The organism is Oceanitalea stevensii (assembly GCF_014837105.1).
Classification (GTDB): domain Bacteria; phylum Actinomycetota; class Actinomycetes; order Actinomycetales; family Actinomycetaceae; genus Oceanitalea; species Oceanitalea stevensii.
Genome location: NZ_JACSPO010000002.1, coordinates 122,567 through 149,415, shown reverse-complemented (window position 1 = coordinate 149,415; position 26,849 = coordinate 122,567). Strand labels below are relative to the sequence as shown.

Here is a 26,849-nt window from a genome sequence, read left to right as displayed (position 1 = left end):
GGCGGCGACAGGACCGCATGGCGGAGTAGCGTCGCACCCCATGAGCTCTGCCGACCCCTTTGCCGACCTCCTCGCCGCGAACGCCCGCTACGCCGACGACTTCTCGCTCGCGGGTTTCGACGGCGTCGCCCGGGCGGGCGTCGCCGTCGTCACCTGCATGGACTCGCGGATCGACCCGCTCGGGATGATCGGCCTCGTGCCGGGCGACGCGAAGATCCTGCGCAACCCCGGTGGCCGCGTCACCGACCAGGTGCTCGTCGCGCTCGTCCTCGGGACGAACCTTCTCAATGTCGACCGGGTGCTCGTCGTCCACCACACCCGCTGCGCGATGGCCTCCCGCTCGGAGGAGGAGCTGCAGGCCGAGATCGGCCGCCTCCAGGGGCAGGACGCGACGTGGATGTCCCTCGGCGTCATCACCGACCAGGTCCAGTCGATCCGGGCGGAGGTCGCCAAGGTGCGCTCCCACCCGCTCATCCCGGACACCGTCGCCGTCGGCGGCTTCCTCTACGACGTCGACACCGGTCTCCTCGAGCCCGTCGACTGACCGCCGCGGTCCCCGCCCCCGTCCCCGCCTCCCCGCCCCGTCCCCGCCTCCCCGCTCCCTCCGCCGCCTCCCCGCTCCCTCCGCCGCCGACAGCTGAGTTGTTACCCAGCGGACGGTGCCGCCGGGAGTAACAAGTCAGCTGTCGGCGGGAGGGGAGGGGGTGTCCCCGCCGCCTCCGCCGCCGGAGGGGGGCCAGCGGGGGTCGGCGTGCCGTCAGTCCTGGTTGGCGGCCCACCAGGCGAGGAGAGCCTCACGGGCGGCGTCCTCCCCGAGCGGGCCGCGCTCCATGCGCAGGTCGAGGAGGAACCGGTAGGCCCGGCCCACCACCGGGCCCGGGCGCACGCCGAGGATCTCCATGATCTGCTCGCCGTCGAGGTCCGGGCGGATCCGCGCGAGCTCCTCCTCCTCCGCGAGCGCCGCGATGCGCTCCTCGAGGTCGTCGTAGGCCGCCGCGAGGCGCAGGGCCTTGCGACGGTTGCGGGTCGTGCAGTCGGCGCGGGTGAGGCGGTGGAGCCGCTCGAGGAGCGGGCCGGCGTCGGTGACGTAGCGGCGCACGGCGGAGTCGGTCCACTGGCTCTCGCCGTAGCCGTGGAAGCGCAGGTGGAGCTCGACGAGCCGCGAGACGTCCTTGATCGTCTGCTTGTCGAAGCGCAGCGCCTTGAGCCGCTTGGCGGCCATCCGGGCACCGACGAGCTCGTGGTGGTGGAAGCTCACCCCGCCGCCGGGCTCGAAGCGCCGCGTCGCCGGCTTGCCGATGTCGTGGAGCACCGCGGCCAGGCGCAGGACGAGGTCGGGGGCGGGCACGGCGCCGTCGGGGCCGGTCTCCAGCTCGACGGCCTGGTCGAGGACGACGAGCGTGTGCTCGTAGACGTCCTTGTGGCGGCGGTGCTCGTCGACGGTGCGCTGGAGCTCGTCGAGCTCGGGCAGCACGACCGCCGCGACACCCGTGTAGACCATGAGCTCGAGGCCGCGGCGGGGCCGCTCGGACAGGAGCATGCGCTGCAGCTCGCCGTTGACCCGCTCGGGGGAGACGATCGCGAGGCGGTCGGCCATCGCGGACATCGCCGCCATCGTCCCGGCCTCGACGTCGAAGCCCAGCTGGGCGGTGAAGCGCACGGCCCGCATGATGCGTAGCGGGTCGTCGTCGAAGGACTGCTCGGGGTCGACCGGCGTGCGCAGCACCCCGGCCTCGAGGTCCTCCAGCCCGCCGTGCGGGTCGACGAAGGTGAGGGAGGGCAGTGTCACGGCCATCGCGTTGACGGTGAAGTCGCGGCGGGTGAGGTCGCCCTCGAGGGTGTCGCCGTACTCGACGACGGGCTTGCGGGAGTCCGCCTCGTAGGCCTCGGTCCGGTAGGTCGTCACCTCGACGACGACGTCCCCCTTGCGGGCGCCGATCGTCCCGAACTCCTTGCCCACGTCCCAGTGGGCGTCCGCCCAGCGCGCGAGGATCCGCTCGGTGTCGTCGGGGCGGGCGGAGGTCGCGAAGTCGAGGTCGTGGCTCACCGTGCCGAGGAAGGCGTCGCGGACGGGGCCGCCGACGAGCGCGAGCTCGTGCCCGGCGTCGGCGAAGACGGAGCCCAGGTCGAGCACGGCGGGCGGCAGCGCGGTCAGCGCGGCGGCAGCCGTGCGGGCGAGCGAGGACGTCGAGTCGTTGGCGGGCGGCACTTGCCACAGCCTGCCACGCCGACGGCGCCCGGGGCCACGCCGCCGGGGCGGGCGTCCGTCACGTCCTGGGGGCCCGGATGTCGCGCCGTCGTGCGCGGGACGGCCGCATCGCCCAGGTCAGTTGATTATGGTGACCTCATGTCCGCCGTCCCTTCGCCGCGTCGGCGCGTCCCTGCGCCGCCGCGTCCGCGCGCCGCGCCGCCCCGGTCGACGCTGCTGCCGGTGGTGGACGAGACGTCGGCGGGCGGCCTCGTCGTGCGGGTGGAGGACCGGCAGGCGTTCACCGCCGTCATCGCTCGCCGCAACCGGGGCGGGCGCCTGGAGTGGTGCCTGCCCAAGGGGCACCTCGAGGGCGAGGAGACCCCCGAGGAGGCGGCCGTGCGCGAGATCGCGGAGGAGACCGGCATCACCGGGCGGGTGCTGCGCCACCTCGCGACCATCGACTACTGGTTCTCCGGCGACGACCGCCGCGTCCACAAGGTCGTCCACCACTACCTCCTCGAGGCCACGGGCGGGGAGCTGACGATCGAGAACGACCCCGACTGCGAGGCGGAGGACGTCGCGTGGGTCAGCCTCACCGAGGTGGCCTCGCGCCTCGCCTACCCGAACGAGCGGCGCGTGGTCGCCACCGCGAGGGACGTGCTGGCCGGACGCGCATGAACATCACCTGGACAACGTCCGGGGCCGGCCCGCGAGCCGTCGTGCTCCTCGTGCTCGCGGCCCTCCTCTGCCTCGTGCCCACCGCCACCGCGAGCACGACCCCCGGCCCGGACGACACCCCCGTCCCCGCGACCGAGGACCCGACGACGGGCGTCGCCACCTCCGAGGTCAGCGTCACCCTCACCGGCATCAGCCCGGCGGTCCTCCGCCCCGGCGAGGACCTCGTCGTGCGCGGCAGCATCGTCAACGGCACGAGCACGGAGATCGCCGTGCCCGAGCTGCGCCTGCGCGCCCAGCAGAGCGCCCCGATCAGCCGCTCCCTGCTCGAGCGGTGGCTCGACCCGACGTCCCTGTCGGCCACGACGCTCCTCCACGCCGAGCGGCTCGAGGACCCCGTGCCGGCCGGTGCGACGGTCGACTTCACCCTCACCGTCCCCGCGGACGCCGTGCCCTTTGCCGCGACCCACAGCGGCTGGGGGCCGCGCGGCCTCGAGGTCACCGCGCACGACGCCGACGCCCCCGTCCTCTCCGACTTCCCCGCCGTCCGCAGCTTCCTCCTGTGGTGGCCGGACATCGAGGTCGAGACGATGCCGCTCGCCGTCCTCGCCGCGGCTACCCCCACCGCGCCGGAGCGTGCCGCCGCGCAGGAGACCGGCACCCGCCTGGACGTCGTCGCCGCCGAGCGTCTCGAGCCGCTCCTCGACGCGCTGGACCGCCCGGCCGTCGACCTCGCCGTCGACCCCTCCCTCCTCGTCGACGTGCCCGCCGTCGTCGACCTCACGGCCGGTGAGCCGGCCGACGAGGAGGCCACGGAGGAGCCCACGACCCCCGCGACCGCGCCGAAGACGGTCCTGCGCACCACCGTCGGCGACTTCGCCGACGCCCCCGGCCGCGCCGTCCACGCCCTCCTGTGGGCGGACGCCGACGCCGCCGCGCTCACCCACGCGGGCCGCACCGACCTCCTCGACGACGTGACGGCCGCGCGTGACACCGCGCTCGAGGACGTCGGGCTGAGCGCCGGGACGGGCCTGGCGTGGCCCGCGGCGCGGACGCCCGACGCCGACACCGTCACCGCCCTCTCCGAGGCCGGCGCGGCCGCCGTCGTGCTGCCGAGCAGCGGCCTGGCGCTCACCTCCCAGCTCACCTACACCCCGTCCGCACGGGCCGACGTCGCCGTCGACGGCACGACGCTGCCCGCCGTCCTCACCGACGAGCGCCTATCCGCGCTGCTCTCCGGGACGCTGCTGCCCGTGGACCCGGAGCAGGCTCCCGTGGAGCTCGACCCCGTCACCGCGCGCCAGTACCTCCTCGCCGAGACCGCGGTCGTCACCCGCGAGCGCCCGGCGGACCGCCGCGACCTCCTCCTCACCGTGCCCCGCGACTTCACCGGGGACCCCGCGCTCCTCGCCGACCAGCTCACCGCCCTGGCCCAGGCCCCGTGGCTGGAGCGGGTGGGGCTCTCGGAAATGCTCGGGCGCGAGGCCCCGGAGGTCGAGCGCGAGAACCTCCCCGAGACGGTCGTCGAGGACGGTGAGGTCGGCGCCGGCGAGCTCGCGCGCGTGTCCGACGTCCTCACGCAGACCACTGCCTTCGCCGGGGTGCTCGAGGAGCCGGACGCACTCGTCGACCCGGTCCGCACCTCGCTGCTCGAGGTCACCTCGGCGGCGTGGCGGGAGCTGCCGGCCACCCGCGCCGACCTCGTCGCCGCCGCCGAGGAGGCCTCCGAGGTGCGCCGCGGCCTCGTCGCCGCCCGGCCCGGCAGCACCCTCAACCTCATCAACGACACGGCCCACATCCCCGTCGCCGTCACCAACGAGATGTCGCGGCCGGCGACCGTCGTCGTGCGGCTCAGCCCGCGCGACCCGCGGCTCGTCGCCGACGACGAGGTCACCCTCGAGATCCCGGCCCAGCAGTCGGCGACGGCGCAGGTGCCCGTCCACGCCGTCGGCAGCGGCGACGTCGTCGTCGACGTCGTCCTCGCGGCCCCCGACGGCGCGCCCATCGACGAGCCCACCGAGATCCAGGTGCGTGTGCGCGCCGACTGGGAGACCGTGGGCACCGCCGTCGCCGCCGGCCTGCTCGTCATCATGCTCGTCGCCGGGCTCGTGCGGACGGTGCGCCGTGCGCGCCGCCGTGGACGGCTCGGTGAGTCCGAACCCCTTCCGGAGGAGACCACCACGTGAGCGAGGAACGTCGCGGCCTGGCCGGGTCGGCAGCGGTCATGTTCACCGGCACGCTCGTCTCGCGGGTGCTCGGGCTGCTGCGCAACATCGCCCTCATCGGCGCGATCGGCCTCACCGGCGCCGCGAACTCCTTCTCGGTGGCGAACAAGCTCCCGAACGTCGTCTACATGCTCGTCGCGGGCGGTGTCCTCAACGCGATCCTCGTCCCGCAGATCGTCCGCGCGATGAAGCAGCGCGACGGCGGCGACGAGTACGTCAACCGGCTCCTCACCATCGCCGGCGCCGCCCTGCTCGGGCTCACGATCCTCCTCACGGCTGGCGCGGGCGTCCTCGTCACCATCTACGCCTCCGAGCTGGACCCGGCGTGGTTCGACATCGCCGTCGCCTTCGCCCTGTGGTGCGTGCCGCAGCTCTTCTTCTACGGCATGTACACGCTGCTGGGGCAGGTGCTCAACGCACGCGGCAACTTCGGGCCCTACATGTGGGCGCCGGCCCTCAACAACGTCATCGCGCTCATCGGCCTCGTCGCCTACATCGTCATCTTCGGCGGCCGCGCCACGGGCGCCCACGAGGACCCCGCGGCCTGGAGCGGCCTGCGCATCGGCGTCATCGGCGGGACCGCGACGCTCGGCGTCGCCCTCCAGGCCCTCATCCTCATCGTGCCGCTGTACCGCTCCGGCTTCCGCTTCCGCCCGCGGTGGGGGCTGCGAGGCTCGGGCCTGGGCCGGGCGAGCAAGGTCGCGACCTGGGCCTTCGCCAGCCTCCTCGTCGCCCAGCTCGGCTTCATCGCGATCTCCAACCTCGCGGCGGCCGCGGCCGATCGCGGGGAGGGCTTCGCCCCCGGCAACGCGGCCTGGGACAACGCGAACTTCCTCTACCTGCTGCCGCAGTCGCTCATCACCGTCTCGCTCGTCACGGCGCTGTTCACCCGCGTCTCCGGCTACGCCGCCTCCGGTGACACCGCCAAGGTCCGCGACGACCTGTCCCTCGGGCTGCGGACGATCGCGGTGTTCACGGTCTTCGCGGGGGGCGCCCTCGCCGTCCTCGCCCTCCCGCTCGTCCAGGCCGCCTACCCGACGACGACGATCCCGGAGGCAGAGGGCATCGCCCGTGTCGTCGTCGCCCTCCTCGGCGGCATCGCGGCGCTCGGCGCCTTCACGATGATCCAGCGCGTCTACTACGCCTTCGAGGACACGAAGTCCCTCTTCAAGCTGCAGGTCCCGCTCACCGCGCTCGTCATCGTCGGCAGCCTCCTGTCGATGCTGCTGCCCCCGGAGTGGTGGCTCGTGGGTGCCGCGGTCGCCACGGCGGCCTCCAACGTCGTCGGCTCGGTCATCGCCTACCTCGCGCTGCGGCTCAAGCTGCCGAGCCTCGACGGCGGGCGGGTGCTGCGCAGCCACCTGCGGATCGTCCTCGCCGCCACGCCCCCGCTCCTGCTCGGGTGGCTGCTCCTCCACCTCATCGGGCCCGTCTCGACGGCGCAGGCCGACATCGCGCGGGCGTTCCAGTCGCTGCTCAAGGTGGCTCTCGTCGGGACGGTCATGGGGGTGGGCTACCTCCTCCTCCTGCGCCTGCTCAAGGTCTCCGAGCTCGACGTCATCCTCGACCCCGCCCTCCGGGTGCTGCGGAAGGTTGCGGGACGCGTGCCGGGGCTGCGCGGCTGGGCAGGGGCCGGCGGGGCACCCGCACGTACGATGGGGCGCGACGACAGGGGCCCGGGACCGGGACCGGACAGAGGGAGCAGGACGCTGGACGAGCACGCACCGGGCACCGCACCGACGCTGGACCAGGGCACTCTCCTGTCCGGGCGCTACCTCCTCGACCGGGAGACCACGCCCGTGCTGCCCGCCACGGCGCTGTGGCACGGGCGCGACGAGATCCTCGAGCGCGAGGTCCGTGCGCTCGTCCTGCCCTCGACCACCGGCGCCTCCGCCGAGACCCTCGACGCCGCACGGCGCGCCGCCCTCGTCGACGACCCCCGCCTCGAGCGGGTGCTCGACGTCGGCGCCCACGAGGGCCACGCCTTCGTCGTCACCGACGTCGCCAACGGGCCCTCGCTCGCCGAGCTCGCCACGAGCGGGCCGATGGCGCCCGAGCAGGCCCGCGCCGTCGTCGGGGAGGTCGCCAGCGCCCTCGAGGCCGCCCGGCGCCGCGGGGTCCACCACCTCGTCCTCCTGCCCTCCGCCGTCCACGTCACCGCCGACGGCCAGGTCCGCCTCGGTGGCCTCGGCGTGGCCGCGGCCTACCTCGGCGTCGACCACGACCCCCTCTCCGCCGCCCGCGTCGACACCCTCGGCCTGGTCCGGCTGCTCTACCTCGCCCTCACCGGCACCTGGCCCGAGCCCGACGGCGGACCCGAGCTGGCCCGTCAGGTCCCGCCCGCGCCGCTCGTGGGCGGCGTCCCGGTGGCGCCGAGCAGCCTGCGCGACGACGTCCCCGCGGACCTCGACGCGCTGTGCACCCGGACCTTCGCGGGCGAGGGCCCGCGGACCCCGAGCGAGCTCATTCGCGAGCTCGCGCCGTGGCGCGACATCAACGTCGAGGCGCTGACCAGCGACCACCCGGTGTGGCCGCTCGCCGGCTCCCTCGGTGCGGGCGCCGGGGTGGGGGCCGCCGCGGCCGCCGCCGCGCCCTCCGCCACGGCACTGCCCTCCTCGCCCGTCGTGCCCCCCGCGCCCGCCGTGCCCACGCCGGCGCCGGAGGAGGAGCTGGAGCCCGCCGCGGAGGTGCCCGAGCCGGCCCTCGTGGACGAGGCGCCCGCCGTCGAGCCCACCGACGAGGCCGAGCCGGCCGCCGACCTCGAGCCCGCCGCCCCGGCCGCCGCCGCCGAGCCGGCCGTCGAGCTGGCGCCCACGCAGCCCTCCTTCGACGACGTCGTCGCCGACACCCCCGACCAGGCCCGCCAGCCGGCCCTGGACACCACGGACTGGCAGCCGCGCCCCGTGCCGAGCGGGGCCGGCGCCCCCGCGGACTTCACCGCCGTCGTCGCCCCCGAGGACGACGACGCCGCCGCCCCCCACGCCGCCCGCCACCCGCGCGGCTCGGTCGTCACCGCCGCCATCGGCGCGGGCGTCGGCGGGGCGGCAGCGACCGTCGCGGACAGCACCCGCAAGGGCGTGGACGCCGTGCGCCGGCGCGTGTCCGCCGGTGCCGGGAAGGTCTCCGCCGCCGCCGCGGCACGCGCCGCCGAGCGCGAGGCCCGCGCCGAGGAGGAGCTCGCGAAGACCCGTGAGGCGGACGTGCGCGCCGCCCTCGAGCACGGCCGCGTCCCGGCCGACCCGCAGCGCCCCGAGCGCGTCACGGAGGCACCGGAGCAGCCGGCTCAGGACCGCTCGTGGGAGTCGGTCGTCGCCGAGGAGCCGGAGCGTGAGCCGGGCGCCCCCGTCCCCTTCCGCGAGCGACGCCTCGACCCGACGCCGATCGTCCTCGCCGTCGCCCTGGTTGCGCTCCTCATCGGCGCGATCATCGCCTTCCGCACCCTCGTCGCCGAGCCGGAGGACTACGTCGCCCCGCCCGCTGCCACCACCGAGGCCCCGGCCAGCCCGGAGGAGTCCGAGCCCGCCGCGGAGCCCGAGACCTCCGCGGCACCGGAGGAGACGACCCCGCCCGAGCCGCCCGCCGTCGCCTCCCTGGCCCCGCTCGACCCCGAGGGTGACGGCGCGGAGAACCCCGAGCTCACCCCGCAGGCGCTCGACGGCGACGCCGACACCTACTGGCGCTCCCGCTCCTACGTCGACCCCCAGTACGGGATGAAGTCCGGGATCGGTCTGCACGTCGAGCTCGAGGAGGCCACCCTCGTCTCCTCGGTCACCATGGACCTCATGGGCGAGGGCGGCAACGTCGAGATCCGCGCCACCAGCCCCGACGAGCCGACCGAGGGCGAGGTCCTCGCCTCCGGCGAGATGGGCCCGGACACGACGTTCGCCTTCGACGAGCCGGTCGAGACGGACAGCATCGTCCTGTGGTTCACGTCCCTGCCCGTGGCCGACTCCGACGGCCGCAACCGCATCGAGCTCGCCGAGCTCACCGTCGAGTGAGCCCGGAACAAATCCGGGCCTCCGCGCCTTGACCCGAGCAGCACCCCCGAGCGACGAAGGACTCCCATGACGAGCACCACCCCGACCACCCTCCACGAGGTCGTCATCGTCGGTTCCGGCCCCGCCGGCTACACCGCCGCGATCTACGCCGCCCGCGCGAACCTCGCGCCCGTCGTCATCGCCGGAGCCGTCACCGCCGGTGGCGCACTGATGAACACAACCGAGGTCGAGAACTTCCCCGGCTTCCCCGAGGGCGTCATGGGCCCCGAGCTCATGGACAAGATGCAGACCCAGGCCGAGAAGTTCGGCGCCACGGTCATCTACGACGACGCCACCTCCGTCGACCTCACCGGTGAGGTCAAGACCGTGACGACGGCCGAGGGCGACACCTACCGGGCCCGCGCGGTCATCCTCGCCAACGGCTCGGCCTACAAGGAGCTCGGCCTGGAGGGGGAGAAGACCCTCGGCGGGCGCGGCGTCTCCTACTGCGCCACCTGCGACGGCTTCTTCTTCCGCGACCAGCACATCGTCGTCGCCGGCGGTGGGGACTCCGCGATGGAGGAGGCCACCTTCCTCACGAAGTTCGCCTCCAAGGTCACCGTCGTGCACCGCCGTGACGAGCTGCGCGCCTCGAAGATCATGGCCGACCGCGCGATGTCGAACCCGAAGATCGAGTTCGCGTGGAACAGCGAGATCACCGCCATCCACGGCACCGACAAGGTCACCGGTCTCACCCTGCGCGACACCGTCACCGGCGAGGAGCGGCCGCTGGACGCGACCGGCCTGTTCGTCGCGATCGGCCACGTCCCGCGCACCGACATGCTCGTCGGCCAGGTGGAGCTCGACGACAGCGGCTACATCGTCGTCACCTCCCCCTCCACCGCCACGAACGTCCCCGGCGTCTTCGCCTGCGGCGACGCCGTGGACCACACCTACCGCCAGGCCATCACCGCCGCCGGGACCGGCTGCGCCGCGGCCCTGGACGCCGAGCGCTACCTCGCCGCCCTGGGCGAGGCCGCCGAGCCGGCCACCGACGCGTCCCAGACCCCGCAGGGCGCCGTCTCGCTGTGAGGCCGTCCTCCTCCTCGGTGGCGCAGGTGACCGACGACACCTTCGCCACCGAGGTGCTGGGCGCCTCCGGACCCGTGCTCGTCGACTTCTGGGCGTCGTGGTGCCAGCCCTGCCTCAAGCTCGCGCCGGTGCTCTCCGAGCTCGCCGTCGAGTACGGGGACCGGCTGCGCGTCGTCGCCCTGGACGTCGACGAGAACCCCGACACCATGCAGGCCTACGGCATCGTCTCGCTGCCCACCATGATCCTCTTCCGGGACGGTGAGCCGGTGTCCTCGATGGTCGGGGCACGGCCCAAGCCGGCCCTCGCGGCCCAGCTCGCCACGCTCGTTCCCTGAGCGGGTGCGCCGAAGCGCCCCGCGGGCGGCGTAGCCTGGCACACGCGTCGACGAGCGCGCAGGAGGAGGCACCCACATGACGAACCCCGAGCCCCGGACCCCCGGCGGAGGCCGTGAGGCCGCCGGAACACGGCTGGACCCGTGGTTCGACTCCTACGCCGAGCGCGCCCACGGGATGCGTTCCTCGGAGATCCGGGCGCTCTTCGCCGTCGCCAGCCGCCCCGAGGTCGTCTCGCTGGCCGGGGGGATGCCGAACATCTCCGGGCTGCCGATCGACTTCCTCGCCGACATGACGGCCAAGCTGCTCCGTGACCGCGGGCCGGAGGCGCTGCAGTACGGCAGCGGCCAGGGCGAGGTCGCCATGCGTGAGCAGATCGTCGAGGTCATGCGCTACGACCACGTCCACGCCCACCCGGACGACGTCGTCGTCACCACCGGGTCGCAGCAGGCGCTGGACCTCGTGACCGAGGTCTTCATCGACCCGGGTGACGTCGTCGTCGCCGAGGCACCGAGCTACGTCGGGGCACTGGGCGTCTTCCGCGCCTACCAGGCCGACATCGTCCACGTCCCGATGGACGAGCACGGGCTCGTCCCCGAGGAGCTGGAGTCGACCCTGCGGCGCCTGGCCGCCGAGGGACGCCGCGTCAAGATGCTCTACACGGTCCCGAACTTCCACAACCCCGCCGGTGTCACGCTCACGGAGGAGCGGCGCCCGCAGGTCGTGGAGATCTGCCGCCGTCACGGCGTCCTCATCCTCGAGGACAACCCCTACGGCCTGCTCGGCTTCGACGGCGACCCGCTGCCCTCGCTCAAGAGCTACAACCCCGACGGCGTCGTGTACCTCGGCTCCTTCTCCAAGACCTTCGCCCCGGGTTACCGGGTGGGGTGGGCGGCTGCGCCGCACGCGGTCCGCGAGAAGCTCGTGCTGGCCAGCGAGGCGGCCATCCTGTCCCCGTCGCGCTTCAGCCAGCTGTCGATCACCTCCTACCTCGAGGGCTACGACTGGTACGGGCAGGTCAAGCAGTTCCGCGAGGAGTACCGCACCCGCCGCGACGCGATGATGTCGGCGCTCACGGAGTACCTGCCCGAGGCCCGCTGGACCGTCCCCGCCGGCGGCTTCTACACGTGGGTGACCCTGCCGCCGGGTCTGGACGCCAAGGCGATGCTGCCCCGCGCCGTCACCAACCTCGTCGCCTACGTGTCCGGGACCGCGTTCTACGCCGACGGCCAGGGCTCGGACCACATGCGCCTGTCCTTCTGCTACCCGACGCCGGAGCGCATCCGTGAGGGTGTGCGACGCCTGGCTGGCGTGGTGCGGGCCGAGCTCGAGCTCACCGAGATGTTCGGGACGGCCGGGACCCGTGCCCAGGGCGAGCACCTCGTCGACACCCCGAGCCCCGACCAGGCCTGACACAGAGCGGAGCCACCATGACCACTGCCGAGACCGTGCCTGCAGACCTGCGAGTCCTCGTCCTCGCCGGCGGCCTGTCCCACGAGCGCGACGTGTCGCTGCGCTCGGGACGCCGCGTGGCCCAGCTCCTGCGGGACGCCGGCCTCACCGTGGAGGTGCGGGACCTCGACGCCGAGCTGCTGCCCCACCTGCGCGAGAACCGCCCCGACGTCGTCCTCCCGCTCGTCCACGGCTCCACCGGGGAGGACGGCTCCATCCGCGGGCTGCTCGAGCTCCTCGACATCCCCTACGTGGGCAGCACGTCCGGCCCGTGCCGGCTGGCCTCCCGCAAGCCGGTCGCCAAGGCGATCGTCGCGGCCGCCGGCGTCGCCACGCCCGCGTTCGTCACCCTGCCCCGCGGACTGTTCCACGAGATCGGCTCCGCCCCCGTGCTGTCCACAGCCCTCGCCGGGCTCGGGCTGCCGCTCGTGGTCAAGCCGGAGGACGGCGGCTCCGCGCTGGGTGTCACCGTCGTCGAGCGGGCCGAGGACCTGCCCGACGCCATGGTCGCCTGCTTCTCCTACGGCAACTCCGCGCTCGTCGAGCGGGCTGTCGTGGGGACGGAGGTGGCGGTGTCCGTCGTCGAGACGGCGGACGGACCGGTGGCGCTGCCGCCGGTCGAGATCGTCACCGACGGTCCCTACGACTACGACGCCCGCTACAACGCCGGGCGTACCGAGTACTTCGTCCCCGCGCGTCTGGACGCGGCGACCACGCAGGCGGCCTGTGACGCCGCTGTGGCCGCCCACCGGGCGCTCGGGCTGCGTGACCTGTCCCGGACCGACCTCGTCGTCGACGCCGAGGGCACGCCCTGGTTCCTCGACATGAACGTCGCCCCGGGGATGACGGAGACCTCGCTCTACCCCCAGGCGGCGCAGGCCTGGGCCGCTCAGGGCGGGCCGAGCTTCACCGAGCTCCTCGTCGAGCTCGTCCGCGCCGCGGCTGCGCGTTCCTGACACCGCCGGGTCCCCTCCCGGCCTGGGAGGGGACGCGGCACCGGCTCAGGAGGCGGCGTCGTCGAGCCGCGGTCGCTCCACGGACGGGGCGAGCACGTCGAGGATGCGGTTGAGGTCCTCGATGCTGGCGAACTCGATGTTGATCTTGCCCTTGCGCTGGCCCATCCCGATCTTGACCCGGGTGTCGAAGCGGTCCGCCAGGCGCGTGGCGATCTCGTTGAGCTCGGCGGTGTAGGCGCCGGCCCGCGGCCGACGGCGCATCTCCGGTGCCGTCGGCTCGTCACCGAGGGCGACGATCTCCTCGGTGGTCCGGACGCTCAGCCCCTCGGCGACGATGCGCTGGGCCAGCCGCTCCATGGCGGCGGGGTCGGACAGGCCCAGGAGGGCACGGGCGTGGCCGGCCGTGAGGATCCCGGCAGCCACCCTCCGCTGGACGAGCGGGGGCAGCTTGAGCAGGCGCAGCGTGTTGGAGATCTGCGGCCGTGAGCGGGCGATCCGGGAGGCGAGCTCCTCGTGGGTGCAGGAGAAGTCCTCGAGCAGCTGCTGGTAGGCAGCAGCCTCCTCGAGGGGGTTGAGCTGCGCGCGGTGGAGGTTCTCGAGGAGGGCGTCACGCAGGAGGTCGTCGTCCTCGACCTCGCGGATGATGGCCGGGACGGTCGCGTTCCCGGCGAGCTGGGACGCGCGCCAGCGCCGCTCGCCCATGATGAGCTCGTAGCGTGCCTCCTCGCCCTCGGGAAGGGCGCGCACGACGATGGGCTGGAGCACGCCCACCTCGCGGATCGACGCCGCGAGCTCCTCGAGCTCGTCCTCGTCGAAGACCTGCCGCGGCTGCCGCCGGTTGGCGACGACGTCGTCGACCGTGATCTCGGCGAAGGTGGCACCAGGGACCGGGACGAGCGAGTCCTCGGTCGTCGCCTCGGCGGGCGCCACCGGCTCCTCACGAACGACGGGCTGGGCCTCAGGCTCGGGCGGGGCCGCCGGGGCGGGCGTGGCGGCGCTGGGGGAGTCGGCGGTCGCCTTGCGACGGGGGGTGACCGTGTCCTTGGGGATCGAGGCGCGCTTGCGTGACTTGGGAGCCGTCTTCGTGGACGTCGCGCCGGTGGGACCTGCCTTGCGGGTAGGCGCCGAGGGAGTCGCGGCCTCCTGGGACTCGCGTGCGGCTGCGGGCGCGGTCGCCTGGGCCGACCTGGGGCCACGCTCGGTGCGCTGGTCGGGGAAGAAGACGTCCACCGGCCGGCCCTCCGTGGGCGCGTTCGGAATCAGCGCACCGAGACCCTTGCCCAGGCCGCGTCGCTTCTCACTCATGGACATCCTCCGTACGGTGCGCCCCGCTGGGCTGTGCTGATGGGGTGGTGCTCGCGGTCTCGGCGCGCGACGCGATCTCCTGCGCGGCCGCCCGGTAGGCGAGGGCGCCGGTCGAGCCAGGGTCATAGGTGAGGACCGTCTGCCCGTAGGACGGGGCTTCGGAGATCCTCACCGACCTGGGGATCGAGACCTCGAGGGTCTGCTCGGGGAAGTGCGTGTGGACCTCGTCCGCGACCTGTCGCGACAGGTTGGTGCGCTTGTCGAACATCGTGAGCAAGATCGTCGACACATGTAGCGTAGGGTTGAGGTGTCCGCGGATCAGCTCGATGTTGCGCAGCAGCTGGCTCAGCCCCTCGAGCGCGTAGTACTCCGACTGGATCGGGATGAGCACTTCACGCGCAGCAACGAAAGCGTTGACCGTGAGGAGTCCGAGGCTTGGCGGGCAGTCGATGAAGACGTAGTCGTACCGCTCCTCGTCGGTCTGGCTCGCCAGGAGAGCCGTGATCGCGTTCCGTAGACGGTTCTCGCGCGCGACCATGGAGACGAGCTCGATCTCTGCACCGGAGAGGTCGATCGTGGCGGGCGCGCAGAAGAGGCCCTCGACATCGGGACAGGGCTGGACGACCTCGGAGAACGGCACGTCGTCGATGAGCACGTCATAGGTCGACGGTGTCCCCGCGTGGTGGTCGATGCCCAAGGCCGTCGACGCGTTGCCCTGGGGGTCGTTGTCGATGACAAGGACCTGCAGGCCGCCCGTCGCCAGTGCCGCGGCGAGATTCACGGTCGTCGTCGTCTTCCCGACTCCGCCCTTCTGGTTCGCCACGGTGAGGATGCGCGTCTCGCGGGGGCGGGGGAAGGTCTTCCCCTCGAGCGCAATCCGCCTCCGTGCGTCCTCAGCAAGCTGTGCAGCCAGCGGGGTGGAGTCGTCGAAGTGGCCCAGCCCTCCAAGCAGGCTGCGTGTTGCGTGGTCTTGCTGATCGCTCGTCACGGCACCGTTTGCCATGGCGGTCGTGTCGTCCGACTCCGTCACACGTACCCCTCGAATCGCAGTTGTTGCGCCTGTTCGTAGCCTATCCCGCGGCGGCGGGGACTCGGTGCACCGACTCGCGCCGCTGTGGATAGCGGTGTCAGTTTCACGTGAAACGGGCGGGCCTACGCGTCCTCGTGCCCGCTGGTCGCGGCGCAGGTGGCGTGTTCCACGTGAAACACGGCGGCCAAGTATCGGCCTGTGATTGCCGGGCTGTGCGACCCAGCCGGCCCGCCGCAGCAACGCGCTCGCGGCGACTGTGGACGGCCCTGCCCGAGCTTGGCGGGATCACACCGCACTCGCGTTGAACCGCCTTCCTTGGTGCCCGCCACGGCGATCGCGGTCCCCGAGAGCTCAAGGCCTCTGGTGAGCGGGGAGGCTGGCGAGAACCTCCTTAGAGTTCCATGCGACCGCTATTGCGTCTCAGTGTTCGGAAACGAGCACGGACAGGAGCAAAGCGACGCCGACTCCCGGCCGGGTGTGCAGCGTCTGCATGTCAGGCCCTGAGTGGGACGGCCCTCTCCACGAGCGGTCCGTCCGACCGCGAGCGTGTCACGTGAATCCGACCGCAAGAGCGTTACGCGGAACCGTCACAGGGCTCGGCGTGGCCCGCCCGGATCTCGACGTGGCGCGAGTGGTGTGCCCGATCCCTCTGCAGAGCCTTTGAACCTCAGAGCCGCACCGTTTCACGTGAAACAACGGCATGGGCGGACCGTCCCTGGAGCCGACCGCGCCCTCCTAGGGGACGCCCCGAGTTAGGTAGAGGGGTGGTTTCACGTGAAACGAACATTGGGAGTCTCCGAAGCTCAGGGCGGCCGGCGTCCTTCTGCGTGAGTTCATACTGCCGAGGTCGGCGAGTCGATGCCCGTGAAACAACAATCCAGGAAACGACCGTCCTCTGTAAGACCCATACTGCCTGCGCGGCCTCGAGCGCACAGCGTCCCCTCGAGTCGCACCATTGGATTCTTGCTGGGAGAACGCAGGCGGCACTGGACACACTGGGACCCGAATGGGCGCCTCTCCAGGTAGACCGCTCCTCCTCATAGGCAGTTGCGTTCCACGTGAAACACCGGCCACGAGTTGAGGCCCGCGCTCGAACCTCCGGTTGAACGCCACCGACGTAGCCCACAGATCCACGCTGAGCCGAGCCAAATCGCACGCACAGGCAGGATGGGCTGCACACAGAGACGACGGCGAATTGGTTGAGCCCCTGGCGCCTCACAAGAGCGAGAGCGATGCGCGTATCGACAACCGCTGCGGGCGCCCCGAGCGACGATTTGGCATGCGTCGGGCGGTGAGCTCATCCTGCTGGAGGGGCCGCTGCCGGGCGGGTAGTGTAGCAGCAGGGATGGCCCGCGCCGCACCGTTGCACGGCTGCGGAGGCGCCTGGTGCTCTAACAGCAGCGTTCGCCGTCTGGCCGGATGAACCATCCTGATCGGTCCCTCGGCTCCTGCCCTTTGCGCAGCCGACCCGGAGAGAATCGTGGCGCTCGTACGCGCGCGAAGGCCGTCGCTCGCTGCGTCGCGGATCAAGTGCTCCACCGCTTGGAGCCGCTCACCACGCGCGGTCGAGGTCAGTTCGGCATGCGTATCGCGTCGGTTCCGCGAGGGGCGGTTTCACGTGAAACCGCGCTTCGCCCACGCTCGCTGAAGCCGGTGTAGTGGTCAGAAAGACGGAAACGGACGGCCACCGCCACGTCTGGGCCGACTTGCGAGCGTCTCCAGGGCAGCACGTCGCGTCATCTCCGGAGTTCCACACTAGGGACCCATTTCGTGCTCGCCTTCGGTCCCGCGGGCCGCCAGCCTTCGTGTCGCTATGGACGACCGCCTCAAAGCGAGCACCTACGCGCACAACGTCGAAGGCGGCGTCAGATCCCCTGTTAAGAGCGCCACTTGAAGTGCGGGACCTCGGTAGGGGCGCCTACCCGCCGCCGGGATAGCGCCCCGTCACGGTTGTCCTCGCTCTGTTTCACGTGAAACAGAACAGCCAGCACTGGGCAATCGCAACGGCGCGCCGACTGCGGCTCGCAGGTCGTCCCGAAGCGCGCCTCCGTAGCCGCGAAGCCGCCCAGAGCGCGCTGGCGTAGACACCTGACACAACGAGGACTGCGTGGTTCCACGTGAAACGCTCGACGAACGAGCGGACGGGTCGGCCCGCCGCTACAGCGCGCCGTGCCGCTGCCAACCCCCAGCCGCTTCGACGCAGCTCAGCGTACGCGCTGTGCCGTCACGACTCTCGTCGGCTCGTCGGTCCCCGGCACCAGAACCTCGTGAACGGAGGTGTCGGTGAGCTTGTGCTTGCGCAACACCTTCTCCGCCTCGGTTACCTCCAGCGCAGCACGCTCGCCCTTCAGTGCCACGAGCCGACCGCCGGGCGCGATGAGCGGTGCCGCCCACGGGACGAGCTTCTTGAGAGCCGCGACAGCCCGCGCACTCACAGCGTCGTAGCTCGCCGTGCCGTGGAGCTCTTCAGCGCGTGCGCGCACGACCGAGACGTTGCTGAGCGACAGCTCGCGCGCGACGTCCTCGAGCCAGGTGGTGCGCCGCTCCATCGGCTCGATGAGGTGCACATCGAGATCGGGTCGCATGATCGCGACGACGACTCCAGGGAAGCCGGCCCCGGATCCGATGTCGGCGAACCGCACACCTGCGTCCACGAACGGGGCGACCGGGCTCGAGTTGAGCAGGTGCCGAGTCCACAGCCTGGGGAGCTCTCTCGGTCCGATCAGCCCGCGGAGCTCGCCTTCGGCGACGAGCATCGCCGCGAACTGCTCAACCTGTGGCCACGCGTCCCCGAAGACACCGGCCGCCGAAGCCGGGACAGGCTCGACAGGCGCAGCACCCTCGGGAACGTTCATCTACAGGTGACGATTAGACCTGCGAGATGACGACGTGCCGGTTCGGCTCGACGCCCTCGGAGTCGCTGACGAGTCCCGCTGCAGCGACGGCGTCGTGAACGACCTTGCGCTCGAACGGGTTCATCGGCTCGAGCGCCACCTTCGCTGCCCCGGCCTTGACCTTCGTGATAGCTTCCTCGGCAACGGCGGTGAGCTCGGCGCGGCGTCCACGCCGGTGGCCGGCGATGTCGAGCATGAGCCGGCTGCGCTCGCCCGTGCGCGCCTGGACCGCGAGCCTGGTCAGCTCCTGGAGCGCGTCGAGCACCTCGCCGTCCTTGCCCACCAGCCGCTGGAGCTCACGGTCGGACCCGCCCTCGTTGACGATCTCCACCGCGGCTCGGCCGTGGTCGATCGAGAGGTCGATGTCGCCGTCGAGATCTGCGATGTCGAGCAGCTCCTCGAGGTAGTCGGCGGCGATCTCGCCCTCCTCCTCGAGGCGCTTCACGCTCGTCGGCGCGGCGGTGCGCTCAGTGGATGTCGTCTCAGCCGTCGTCGCGCCCTGCTCCGACGTCGTGTCGTCGGTCTGCACGTCTTGCTCGCTCACGGGTTGATCCTTCTCTCTCGGCCCGTCGCCCCGGGCACTGAACAGGTCTCTACTTGCTCGACTTGCCGGGGCCCTTGCCACGGCGCTCGATCTCGGCCCGACGCTGGGCCGCTCGCTTCGCATGGCGCTCGGCAGCGCGCTGCTGGGGTGTCTTACCCTCGCCCGTCGCACCAGCCGGGGTCGGCGTCTCCGTTGTCTCGACCTCGGCAGCGTCGTCCGGGGACGCGGCACTGGCACCCGTCTGCGCCTCGGAGCCCGTGGCACCCGGTGTGCCCGGGCGGCGCTGGCGGTCCTTGCGCTTGGGCTGCACGCGCTGGCCGCGCTGCACCGGCCGCTCCGGCTCCGGCGGCTCGGGGAGGAGCTCCTCCAACGGCACACCCTTGCGGGCGGCCTTCCGCTCGAGCTTCGCGCGCTCACGCTCCTTGAAGCGCTTCTCGGCCTCGGATCCGGCTGCCGGCATCTTGCGGATCGTGTAGAACTGCTGGCCCATCGTCCACAGGTTCGTCGTGAGCCAGTAGATGAGGACACCGATCGGGAAGTACACGCCGGAGAAGGCGAAGATCAGCGGCATCAAGTACATGAGCATGCGCTGCTGCTTGGCCATCGGGTTGTCCAGCGCGCTCTGCGGCATGTTCTTCATCGTCAGCTGCCGCTGCGTGGTGAACGTCGTCACCGACATGAGAACGATGAGCACGGCCGTGAGGATCCGGACGTTGAGCGTCGCTCCCTCACCCAGGAAGGACTGTGACAGTCGCGCCCCGAGCAGCGTCGCGTCGAGGAACTGCGAGGCCGCGGCCTGATCGATCGGCCCCAGCGGCTGCCCGTCGCGGTAGGTGCCGTCGGCGATCTGCGGCATCGAGTAGAGCACCCGGAACAGGGCGAAGAAGATGGGGGACTGCGCGAGGATCGGCAGGCAGGAGGCGAACGGGTTCGTCCCGTGCTTCTGGTACAGCGCCATCATCTCGGACTGCATCTGCTGACGCGACGCAGGGTCGTTCTTGCCCTTGTACTTCTTCTGCAGCTTCTGCAGCTCGGGCTGCAGGACCTGCATGCCGCGAGACGCCTTGATCTGCTTGAAGAACAGCGGGATGAGGAAGATGCGCATGAGGACCGTCAGCCCGACGATCGACAGCGCCCACGTCCACCCGCTCGCCGGGTCGAGGCCGGCGAAGGTCCACAGCTCGTGGAAGAGGTAGAGAATCCACGCGACGACCCACTTGATGGGGTACAGGATCGTGTCAAAGGCACCCATGCGGGTCGTCTCCTAGAAGTCTTCCGGCGCGTCGGTCACACGCGCCCCACCGGCAGCTACACCGAGGGTACGTGGTCGGGCGTCGCGTCTTGACCACGGCATCGGCTCGCCGGCTTGCGGGACGTGGTCGACCCCGCCCCGGCTCCAGGGGTTGCAGCGCAGCAGTCGCCAGACGGCGAGAGCGAGCCCACGCACCGCACCGTGCCGTCGCAAGGACGTCACCGCGTACGCGGAGCACGAGGGGTAGTAGCGGCACGTCGGCCCGAACCAGGGAGAGACGATGAGCTGGTAGCCGCGCACGAGCAGAGCGAGGCCCCGGCCCAGGAGACCGCTCAGGCGGCCACTCATCGTCGCGCTCCCCGTCGGCGCGCACCGCTCAGCGCCGTGTCGAGGTCCGCCCCGAGCGCCGCGCTCGACGCCCCGCGGGCAGCCGGAAGCGCCCGCACGACGAGCTTGTCGCCGTCATGCAGGGCGCTGATCCGGGAGGCGAGCAGTCCGCGCAACCGGCGCTTGACCTGGTTGCGCTCCACCGCGTTGCCGACCGCCTTGGACACGACGAGACCCGCACGCGGCGCGGCCGGTGCGGCATTCTCGGCGGACCGAAGGTGGACGACTAGGCGGCGCGTGCCGCTGCGAGCACCACCGCGCACCGCGTCGGTGAAGTCCTCCGACCGACGCATCCGGTGCTGCGGCGGCAGCACGACTCAGGCCGAGAGCTTCTCGCGGCCCTTGCGACGACGGGCGCCGAGGATGGCGCGCCCGGCGCGCGTGCGCATGCGCAGCCGGAACCCGTGCACCTTGGCACGCTTCCGGTTGTTCGGCTGGTAAGTCCGCTTGCTCACGGCAGTACTCCAAAACGTCGGTTGTCTACGCTGCGGCTGGGCAGCAGATGCGCGGCTGCGCCGCTCCTCCGCACTACAGAAGCGGTGCGCAGGCACCACGGAAGAGCCGTCAGGACGGCTTGGCCACGATACGCGAGCGGGAGAACGCCGGTCAATCCGACCTCCGAGCGCCCGAGTATGCCGTCCCTCACGCCCCTTCTGCACATCTGTGGATATCTATGTGGATCGAGGGGCGAGGTGCGACACTCGTGGCTCTGCCCGCTGCTAGAGAGGACCGCTGTGCCCGAGAACGACGACATCACCGACGTCTGGGCACGTGCCGTGGACATCCTCACCGAGAGTGGGGACATCGGCGGCGCCCAGCGTGCCTTCATCCGGCTCACCCGTCCCCTCGGCGCCGTCGACGGCACCCTCCTCCTCGCGGTCCCCAGCGACTTCGCCAAGGACTTCCTCGAGACGCGCGCCCGGGTCGCCCTCACCGAGGCGCTGACCGAGGCCTTCGGCTCGGCCGTCCGCTTCGCCGTCACCGTCGACCCCACGCTGGAGGAGACGTCACCGCGCGTCCCCAGCGCCGACACCCCCGACGACGCCCCCGCGCCGCCCACCCCCCAGGAGACGCGCGCCGCTGCCCGGCGCGCCTCGGCGGTCGCGGAGGCGGACGCCGCCCGGCTCAACCCGAAGTACACCTTCGAGACCTTCGTCATCGGCTCGAGCAACCGCTTCGCCCACGCGGCCGCGACGGCCGTCGCCGAGTCGCCGGCCCGCGCCTACAACCCGCTGTTCATCTACGGCGGCTCCGGGCTTGGCAAGACCCACCTGCTCCACGCGATCGGGCACTACGCCCGGAGCCTGGACCCCAGTGTCCGCGTGCGCTACGTGAACTCCGAGGAGTTCACCAACGACTTCATCAACTCGATCCGCGACGACAAGGCCGAGGCCTTCCAGCGTCGCTACCGCGAGGTCGACGTCCTCCTCATCGACGACATCCAGTTCCTTCAGGGCAAGGAACAGACGATGGAGGAGTTCTTCCACACCTTCAACACGCTGCACAACGCGAACAAGCAGGTGGTCATCACCTCCGACCTCGCGCCCAAGCAGCTCAACGGCTTCGAGGACCGCATGCGTTCGCGCTTCGAGTGGGGCCTGCTCACCGACGTGCAGCCGCCGGACCTCGAGACCCGGATCGCGATCCTCCGCAAGAAGGCGAACAACGAGAACCTCGAGATCGACGACGCCGTCCTCTCCTACATCGCCTCGCGGATCTCGACGAACATCCGTGAGCTCGAGGGCGCCCTCATCCGGGTCACCGCCTTCGCCAACCTCAACCGTCAGCCGGTCGACGAGTCGCTCGCCGTCATGGTCCTCAAGGACTTCATCACCGACACCGACGGCGAGGACATCACCCCGACGCTGATCATGGGCCAGACGGCGGACTACTTCTCCGTGTCGATCGACGCCCTGTGCAGCGCCGACCGCTCCCGTGTCCTCGTCAACGCCCGCCAGATCGCCATGTACCTGTGCCGTGAGCTGACCGAGCTCTCCCTGCCGAAGATCGGCCAGCTCTTCGGCGGCCGCGACCACACGACGGTCATGCACGCCAACCGCAAGATCCGCGAGCAGATGGCGGAGAAGCGCTCGACCTTCAACCAGGTCACCGAGCTCACCAACCGGATCAAGCAGAAGGCACGCACCGGCGGCTGAGCCGCTCGACCCTTCAGTGACCTGCTCGACGGCGGCACGTCGTCACGCAGGTCACTTCGTGCTGCCCACAGCGGGGTGCGCTACTCGCGGACCACGGCGCTCGCTGCCCTCGCCGTACGGCGGCGCTGGACGAAGGAAATGTGCTCTGCGGCCCAATGCACAGCTGTGGACAAGTCTGTGGATTGACGTGGACAGCGGAAACTTGTCAGTGGACAGACCGTCCCCCGTCGGTGGATGACGCCGAGGGCAATGACAACAATCCACTGCGACGGCTCGTCCTCCACAGGACGACCAGCACCGCCCCACACAGCCCGGCTACCGCGGTGACCTGCACGGACGTGAGATGTCCACAGTGTCCACACCACCGATGACGAAGACGAGACCCCACTTCCAAATCGCTTGTGAATAACAAGATCTGGCCGGGCGATGGCATCCCACTCGCGTCCTGAGCGTCGGTGCACTCGCGTAAGGTTTCCCGTGCGCAGCACCATGCGCTGCGCCGTCACGCTCCGAGAGAGGTCAACAATCGTGAAGCTCAGGGTCGAACGGGACGTCCTTGCCGAGGCCGTCGCCTGGACAGCTCGCTCCCTTCCGGCAAGGCCGCCGGTCCCGGTGCTCGCCGGTGTCCGCCTGGAGGCGAGCAGCGAGGGGTCCCTCACCCTGTCGACCTTCGACTACGACGTCTCGGCCCGCTCCGCGGTCCCCGCGGCGGTCGAGGAGGCCGGTGTCGTCCTCGTCTCGGGCCGCCTCCTCGCCGACATCGCCAAGGCCCTGCCGGCGAAGCCCGTGGACCTCACCCTGGACGGCACCAAGGTCGTGCTCCGCTGCGGCGCCAGCCGTTTCACGCTGCTCACGATGCCGGTGGAGGACTACCCGGCGCTGCCGGCCATGCCCGAGCTCTCCGGCACCATCGACGCCGACGTCCTCACCGAGGCGGTGGCGCAGGTGAGCATCGCCGCGAGCCGCGACGAGACGCTGCCGCTCCTCACCGGCGTCCGCGTCGAGATCGAGGGCGAGAAGCTCACGCTCATGGCGACCGACCGCTACCGCCTGGCCATGCGTGAGCTCAGCTGGCACCCGACTGACCCGTCGATCTCCTCCGTCGCCCTCGTCCGGGCCCGCACGCTGTCCGACGTCGCCAAGTCGCTCACCAGCGCCGGCAGCGTCGACGTCGCCCTCGGGGGCGAGTCCGCCTCGCTCGTCGGCTTCGCTGCCGGTGGCCGGCAGACCACGTCGCTGCTCGTCGAGGGTGACTACCCGCCCGTGCGTCGTCTCTTCCCGGACGAGACGACCACCCACGCCGTCGTCGCCACCGCCGCGCTCGTCGAGGCCGCCCGCCGCGTCTCGCTCGTCGCCGAGCGCAACACCCCCATCCGCCTGAGCTTCTCCGACGGGCAGGTCGTCCTCGAGGCCGGCCAGGGTGAGGACGCGCAGGCCTCGGAGGTCCTCGAGGCCACGCTCGTCGGCGAGGACATCGTCACGGCCTTCAACCCGCACTACCTGCTCGACGGCCTGGGAGCGCTGACGACCGACTTCGTGCGGCTGTCCTTCACCCACCCGAGCAAGCCGGCCGTCATGACCGGTCAGGGCAGCGCCGAGGGGGAGAGCGAGGACGAGTTCCGCTACCTCCTCATGCCCATCCGGTTCGCCGGGTAGCCGCGCTCCGGGTACGTTCGACGCAGCCGTCCACGAGGGGAGCAGACATGCACATCGGCATGGTTGGCCTGGGCAAGATGGGCGGCAACATGCGCCAGCGCATCGAGGCCGCCGGGCACACCGTCACCGGGTACGACACGAACCCGGAGATCAGCGACGTCGCCTCCCTCGCCGAGCTCGCCGAGGCGCTGCCGGCCGGCAGCCGCGTCGTGTGGATCATGGTCCCCGCGGGTGCGCCGACCCTGACGGTCCTCGAGGAGCTGGCCACCCGGCTGGGCGCCGGGGACCTCGTCATCGAGGGCGGCAACTCCTACTACCGCGACGACCAGACCAACGCGGCCATGCTCGCCGAGCGCGGCATCGGCTACATCGACGCCGGTATCTCCGGCGGCGTGTGGGGCCGTGAGTACGGCTACGGCACGATGGTCGGCGGCAGCGCCGAGGACGTCGAGCGCGCGATGCCGATCTTCGACGCCCTGCGCCCCGACGGGCCGCGCGAGGAGGGCTTCGTCCACGCCGGCGGCGTCGGCGCCGGGCACTTCTCCAAGATGGTCCACAACGGCATCGAGTACGGGCTCATGCAGGCCTACGCCGAGGGCTACGAGATCATCGCCTCGCGCTCCGACCTCGTCCCGGACGTCGCGGCCGTGCTCCGCGCGTGGCAGCGCGGCACCGTCGTCCGCTCGTGGCTCCTCGAGCTGCTCGTCGACGCCCTCGAGGGCGACCCGGGCCTCGCGAGCGTCGACGACTACGCCAACGACTCCGGCGAGGGGCGCTGGACCCTCGAGGAAGCCATCGACAACGCCGTGCCCGCCCCGACCATCGCCGCCGCGCTCTTCGCCCGCTTCGCCTCCCGGCAGGAGCAGTCTCCCGCCATGAAGGCGATCGCCGCCCTCCGCGAGGAGTTCGGGGGACACGCGGTCCGTCGCGCCGACGAGCGCTGAGGATGTACGTCTCCAACCTCTCCCTGCACGACTTCCGCTCCTACACCGAGCTGGTCCTCGCGCTAGACCCGGGCGTCACCGCCTTCGTCGGCCACAACGGCCAGGGCAAGACGAACATCGTCGAGGCCGTCGCCTACCTCGGGACCTTCTCCAGCCACCGCGTCGCCTCCGACGCCGCCCTCGTGCGGCACGGGACGGGCGGCGCCGTCGTGCGTGCCAAGGCCAACCGCGGGGGACGCGAGACCCTCGTCGAGCTCGAGATCGTCGCGGGCAAGGCCAACCGGGCGCGTCTCAACCGGGCGCCGGTCAGCCGGACCCGCGACGTCCTGGGCATCGTGCGCAGCGTCGTCTTCGCGCCCGAGGACCTCGAGCTCGTCAAGGGCGACCCCCAGGCGCGCCGCCGCTTCCTCGACGACCTCCTCGTGCTCCTCACCCCGCGGCTGGCCGGCGTCCGCAGCGAGTACGACAAGATCCTGCGCCAGCGCGGTGCGCTCCTCAAGACCGCCGGGGCCGCCCGCCGCCGCGGCTCCAGCCCGGACCTGTCCACCCTCGACGTGTGGGACCGCCACCTCGCCGCGGCGGGCGCGGAGATCACCGCCGCCCGCATCGACCTCCTCCACCGGCTGCGCCCTCAGACGGCGCAGGCCTACGAGCAGGTCAGCGCCGGGCAGGGCGAGGCACACCTCGGCTACCGGTCGGCGCTCCTCGGCCTCGACAGCGAGGGCGAGGCCACCCCCGAGGAGGAGAGCGCGCTCACCGACGTGGCCCAGCTCGAGGAGCGGCTCGTCGAGGCGATGGCCCGGGTCCGGGACAAGGAGATCGACCGCGGCGTGAGCCTCGTCGGCCCGCACCGGGACGACCTCGTCCTCACCCTCGGCGGGCTCCCCGCCAAGGGCTACGCCAGCCACGGGGAGTCGTGGTCCTACGCCCTGGCCCTCCGGCTCGCCTCCTTCGACGTGCTCTCGGACGACGACGACGGCGGACCCGTGCTCATCCTCGACGACGTCTTCGCCGAGCTCGACGTCCGCCGGCGCGAGCGGCTGGCCACCATGGTGGGCGGTGCCGAGCAGGTTCTCATCACGGCGGCCGTCGCCGAGGATGTCCCCGAGTCCCTGCGCGGGACGCGCTTCACCGTCACCAAGGGCGAGGTCACTCGTGAGTGACGAGAAGCAGCAGGAGCCGGAGGAGGAGGCGACGTCGTCGGCCGCGAGCCAGGCCCTGGCCCGTGCTCGCGCCGCTGCGGCGGCGAAGGGGCTGCGGCGCAGCGCCGCCGGGCGCCCCGTCCCCAACAAGCGCCGCTTCCGGCCGGGGCCGGGCTTCGGGGACGTCGGCAGCGGCTCCGGGCCCTCCCGCCGTGACCCGCAGATGCTCGGCCCGATCGTCGACAAGATCCTCACCGAGCGCGGCTGGACCGCACCGGTGAGCCTGGGCGGCGTCGTCGGACGATGGCGCGAGATCGTCGGCGACCAGCTCGCCGACCACTGCGTCGTCGAGACCTTCGACGAGGCCGTGCTCGTCGTCCGGGCCGACTCCACCGCCTGGGCCACGCAGCTGCGCCTCCTCCAGCCCCAGCTCGAGCGCCGACTGGCCGAGGAGGTCGGCGAGGACGTCGTGGAGAAGATCGTCATCCGCGGGCCCGGTGGGCCGAGCTGGACGCGCGGGCCGCGGTCGGTGCGGGGCCGAGGACCGCGCGACACCTACGGCTGAGGCCGCTCGCGAGAGGGCTCGCGGGCGACCAATGACACTGTGGATGAACTTGTGGATATGCGGTGATTCGGGC

General features: G+C 71.9%; 22 protein-coding genes. 13 read left to right on the top strand and 9 right to left on the bottom strand.

Annotated elements, in window-relative coordinates; genetic code table 11:
• Nucleotides 1-40 precede the first annotated feature (40 nt).
• Nucleotides 41-544, top strand: coding sequence for a beta-class carbonic anhydrase (locus H9624_RS06815; protein ID WP_251839134.1), 504 nt, complete (start codon nucleotides 41-43; stop codon nucleotides 542-544).
• Nucleotides 545-757: 213 nt separating this feature from the next.
• Here H9624_RS06815 and H9624_RS06810 read toward each other — a convergent pair whose 3' ends face one another.
• Nucleotides 758-2,209, bottom strand: coding sequence for a CCA tRNA nucleotidyltransferase (locus H9624_RS06810; RefSeq protein ID WP_251839133.1), 1,452 nt, complete (start codon nucleotides 2,207-2,209; stop codon nucleotides 758-760).
• Nucleotides 2,210-2,347: 138 nt separating this feature from the next.
• On the opposite strand from H9624_RS06810, the gene H9624_RS06805 reads away from it, so the two are divergent.
• The 7 genes from H9624_RS06805 to H9624_RS06775 all read left to right on the top strand — a co-directional run bounded on the left by H9624_RS06805 (nucleotide 2,348) and on the right by H9624_RS06775 (nucleotide 12,901).
• Nucleotides 2,348-2,869: an NUDIX hydrolase gene (locus H9624_RS06805; protein ID WP_110853897.1), complete on the top strand. Its 522-nt coding sequence runs from the start codon at nucleotides 2,348-2,350 to the stop codon at nucleotides 2,867-2,869.
• Nucleotides 2,866-5,052 (top strand): DUF6049 family protein, encoded by a 2,187-nt coding sequence (locus H9624_RS06800; protein WP_251839132.1) that lies wholly within the window; start codon nucleotides 2,866-2,868, stop codon nucleotides 5,050-5,052. The genes H9624_RS06805 and H9624_RS06800 overlap by 4 nt, the downstream gene beginning before the upstream one ends.
• On the top strand, nucleotides 5,049-9,089 hold the full coding sequence (gene murJ, locus H9624_RS06795) for a murein biosynthesis integral membrane protein MurJ (RefSeq protein WP_251839131.1): 4,041 nt from the start codon (nucleotides 5,049-5,051) through the stop codon (nucleotides 9,087-9,089). Before H9624_RS06800 ends, murJ begins: the two co-directional genes overlap by 4 nt.
• 66 nt (nucleotides 9,090-9,155) lie before the next feature.
• Nucleotides 9,156-10,160: a thioredoxin-disulfide reductase gene (gene trxB, locus H9624_RS06790; protein WP_251839130.1), complete on the top strand. Its 1,005-nt coding sequence runs from the start codon at nucleotides 9,156-9,158 to the stop codon at nucleotides 10,158-10,160.
• A gap of 17 nt (nucleotides 10,161-10,177) precedes the next feature.
• The gene (gene trxA, locus H9624_RS06785; protein WP_251839283.1) at nucleotides 10,178-10,495 is read left to right on the top strand and encodes a thioredoxin; all 318 of its coding nucleotides are present in this window, start codon (nucleotides 10,178-10,180) and stop codon (nucleotides 10,493-10,495) included.
• Nucleotides 10,496-10,571: 76 nt separating this feature from the next.
• Nucleotides 10,572-11,906: an aminotransferase-like domain-containing protein gene (locus tag H9624_RS06780; protein WP_251839129.1), complete on the top strand. Its 1,335-nt coding sequence runs from the start codon at nucleotides 10,572-10,574 to the stop codon at nucleotides 11,904-11,906.
• A 17-nt stretch (nucleotides 11,907-11,923) separates the two neighbouring features.
• A complete protein-coding gene (locus tag H9624_RS06775; protein WP_251839128.1) occupies nucleotides 11,924-12,901 on the top strand; it encodes a D-alanine--D-alanine ligase family protein in 978 nt (325 codons plus the stop codon).
• A 45-nt stretch (nucleotides 12,902-12,946) separates the two neighbouring features.
• Here H9624_RS06775 and H9624_RS06770 read toward each other — a convergent pair whose 3' ends face one another.
• The 8 genes from H9624_RS06770 to rpmH form a co-directional block, all read right to left on the bottom strand.
• On the bottom strand, nucleotides 12,947-14,206 hold the full coding sequence (locus H9624_RS06770; RefSeq protein WP_251839127.1) for a ParB/RepB/Spo0J family partition protein: 1,260 nt from the start codon (nucleotides 14,204-14,206) through the stop codon (nucleotides 12,947-12,949).
• Nucleotides 14,199-15,236: a ParA family protein gene (locus H9624_RS06765; RefSeq protein ID WP_307784937.1), complete on the bottom strand. Its 1,038-nt coding sequence runs from the start codon at nucleotides 15,234-15,236 to the stop codon at nucleotides 14,199-14,201. The genes H9624_RS06770 and H9624_RS06765 overlap by 8 nt, the downstream gene beginning before the upstream one ends.
• 2,204 nt (nucleotides 15,237-17,440) lie before the next feature.
• On the bottom strand, nucleotides 17,441-18,091 hold the full coding sequence (gene rsmG, locus H9624_RS06760; RefSeq protein ID WP_251839126.1) for a 16S rRNA (guanine(527)-N(7))-methyltransferase RsmG: 651 nt from the start codon (nucleotides 18,089-18,091) through the stop codon (nucleotides 17,441-17,443).
• Between the two features lie 13 nt (nucleotides 18,092-18,104).
• Complete coding sequence (locus H9624_RS06755; protein ID WP_504740246.1) at nucleotides 18,105-18,659, bottom strand: Jag family protein; 555 nt, start codon at nucleotides 18,657-18,659, stop codon at nucleotides 18,105-18,107.
• A 64-nt stretch (nucleotides 18,660-18,723) separates the two neighbouring features.
• Entirely contained in the window at nucleotides 18,724-19,926 is a 1,203-nt protein-coding gene (gene yidC, locus H9624_RS06750) for a membrane protein insertase YidC (protein WP_251839125.1), read from the bottom strand.
• A gap of 12 nt (nucleotides 19,927-19,938) precedes the next feature.
• Complete coding sequence (gene yidD / locus H9624_RS06745) at nucleotides 19,939-20,274, bottom strand: membrane protein insertion efficiency factor YidD (protein WP_251839124.1); 336 nt, start codon at nucleotides 20,272-20,274, stop codon at nucleotides 19,939-19,941.
• Nucleotides 20,271-20,627, bottom strand: a complete 357-nt coding sequence (gene rnpA, locus H9624_RS06740; protein WP_307784936.1) for a ribonuclease P protein component — start codon at nucleotides 20,625-20,627, stop codon at nucleotides 20,271-20,273. The genes yidD and rnpA overlap by 4 nt, the downstream gene beginning before the upstream one ends.
• A gap of 3 nt (nucleotides 20,628-20,630) precedes the next feature.
• On the bottom strand, nucleotides 20,631-20,768 hold the full coding sequence (gene rpmH, locus H9624_RS06735; RefSeq protein ID WP_110853377.1) for a 50S ribosomal protein L34: 138 nt from the start codon (nucleotides 20,766-20,768) through the stop codon (nucleotides 20,631-20,633).
• A 279-nt stretch (nucleotides 20,769-21,047) separates the two neighbouring features.
• Between rpmH and dnaA the strand changes: the two genes are divergently transcribed.
• From dnaA to H9624_RS06710, 5 genes are all read left to right on the top strand, one after another.
• Entirely contained in the window at nucleotides 21,048-22,469 is a 1,422-nt protein-coding gene (gene dnaA / locus H9624_RS06730) for a chromosomal replication initiator protein DnaA (protein ID WP_251839122.1), read from the top strand.
• A gap of 528 nt (nucleotides 22,470-22,997) precedes the next feature.
• Nucleotides 22,998-24,125 (top strand): DNA polymerase III subunit beta, encoded by a 1,128-nt coding sequence (gene dnaN / locus H9624_RS06725; RefSeq protein ID WP_251839121.1) that lies wholly within the window; start codon nucleotides 22,998-23,000, stop codon nucleotides 24,123-24,125.
• Nucleotides 24,126-24,172: 47 nt separating this feature from the next.
• Nucleotides 24,173-25,069: a phosphogluconate dehydrogenase (NAD(+)-dependent, decarboxylating) gene (gene gnd, locus H9624_RS06720; protein WP_251839120.1), complete on the top strand. Its 897-nt coding sequence runs from the start codon at nucleotides 24,173-24,175 to the stop codon at nucleotides 25,067-25,069.
• 2 nt (nucleotides 25,070-25,071) lie between these two features.
• Nucleotides 25,072-26,232 carry a DNA replication/repair protein RecF gene (gene recF / locus H9624_RS06715; RefSeq protein WP_251839119.1) on the top strand — a complete coding sequence of 387 codons (1,161 nt, stop codon included), beginning with the start codon at nucleotides 25,072-25,074 and terminating at the stop codon, nucleotides 26,230-26,232.
• Complete coding sequence (locus tag H9624_RS06710) at nucleotides 26,225-26,776, top strand: DciA family protein (protein WP_251839118.1); 552 nt, start codon at nucleotides 26,225-26,227, stop codon at nucleotides 26,774-26,776. The genes recF and H9624_RS06710 overlap by 8 nt, the downstream gene beginning before the upstream one ends.
• The last annotated feature ends 73 nt before the right edge of the window (nucleotides 26,777-26,849 follow it).

Coding starts and splice junctions, on each gene's coding strand:
- recF (WP_251839119.1), top strand. CDS start 25,072: ATGTACGTCTCCAACCTCTCCCTGCACGACTTCCGCTCCTACACCGAG.
- yidC (WP_251839125.1), bottom strand. CDS start 19,926: ATGGGTGCCTTTGACACGATCCTGTACCCCATCAAGTGGGTCGTCGCG.
- H9624_RS06800 (WP_251839132.1), top strand. CDS start 2,866: ATGAACATCACCTGGACAACGTCCGGGGCCGGCCCGCGAGCCGTCGTG.
- gnd (WP_251839120.1), top strand. CDS start 24,173: ATGCACATCGGCATGGTTGGCCTGGGCAAGATGGGCGGCAACATGCGC.
- H9624_RS06815 (WP_251839134.1), top strand. CDS start 41: ATGAGCTCTGCCGACCCCTTTGCCGACCTCCTCGCCGCGAACGCCCGC.
- H9624_RS06805 (WP_110853897.1), top strand. CDS start 2,348: ATGTCCGCCGTCCCTTCGCCGCGTCGGCGCGTCCCTGCGCCGCCGCGT.
- H9624_RS06780 (WP_251839129.1), top strand. CDS start 10,572: ATGACGAACCCCGAGCCCCGGACCCCCGGCGGAGGCCGTGAGGCCGCC.
- rsmG (WP_251839126.1), bottom strand. CDS start 18,091: ATGAACGTTCCCGAGGGTGCTGCGCCTGTCGAGCCTGTCCCGGCTTCG.
- H9624_RS06775 (WP_251839128.1), top strand. CDS start 11,924: ATGACCACTGCCGAGACCGTGCCTGCAGACCTGCGAGTCCTCGTCCTC.
- trxB (WP_251839130.1), top strand. CDS start 9,156: ATGACGAGCACCACCCCGACCACCCTCCACGAGGTCGTCATCGTCGGT.
- H9624_RS06770 (WP_251839127.1), bottom strand. CDS start 14,206: ATGAGTGAGAAGCGACGCGGCCTGGGCAAGGGTCTCGGTGCGCTGATT.
- yidD (WP_251839124.1), bottom strand. CDS start 20,274: ATGAGTGGCCGCCTGAGCGGTCTCCTGGGCCGGGGCCTCGCTCTGCTC.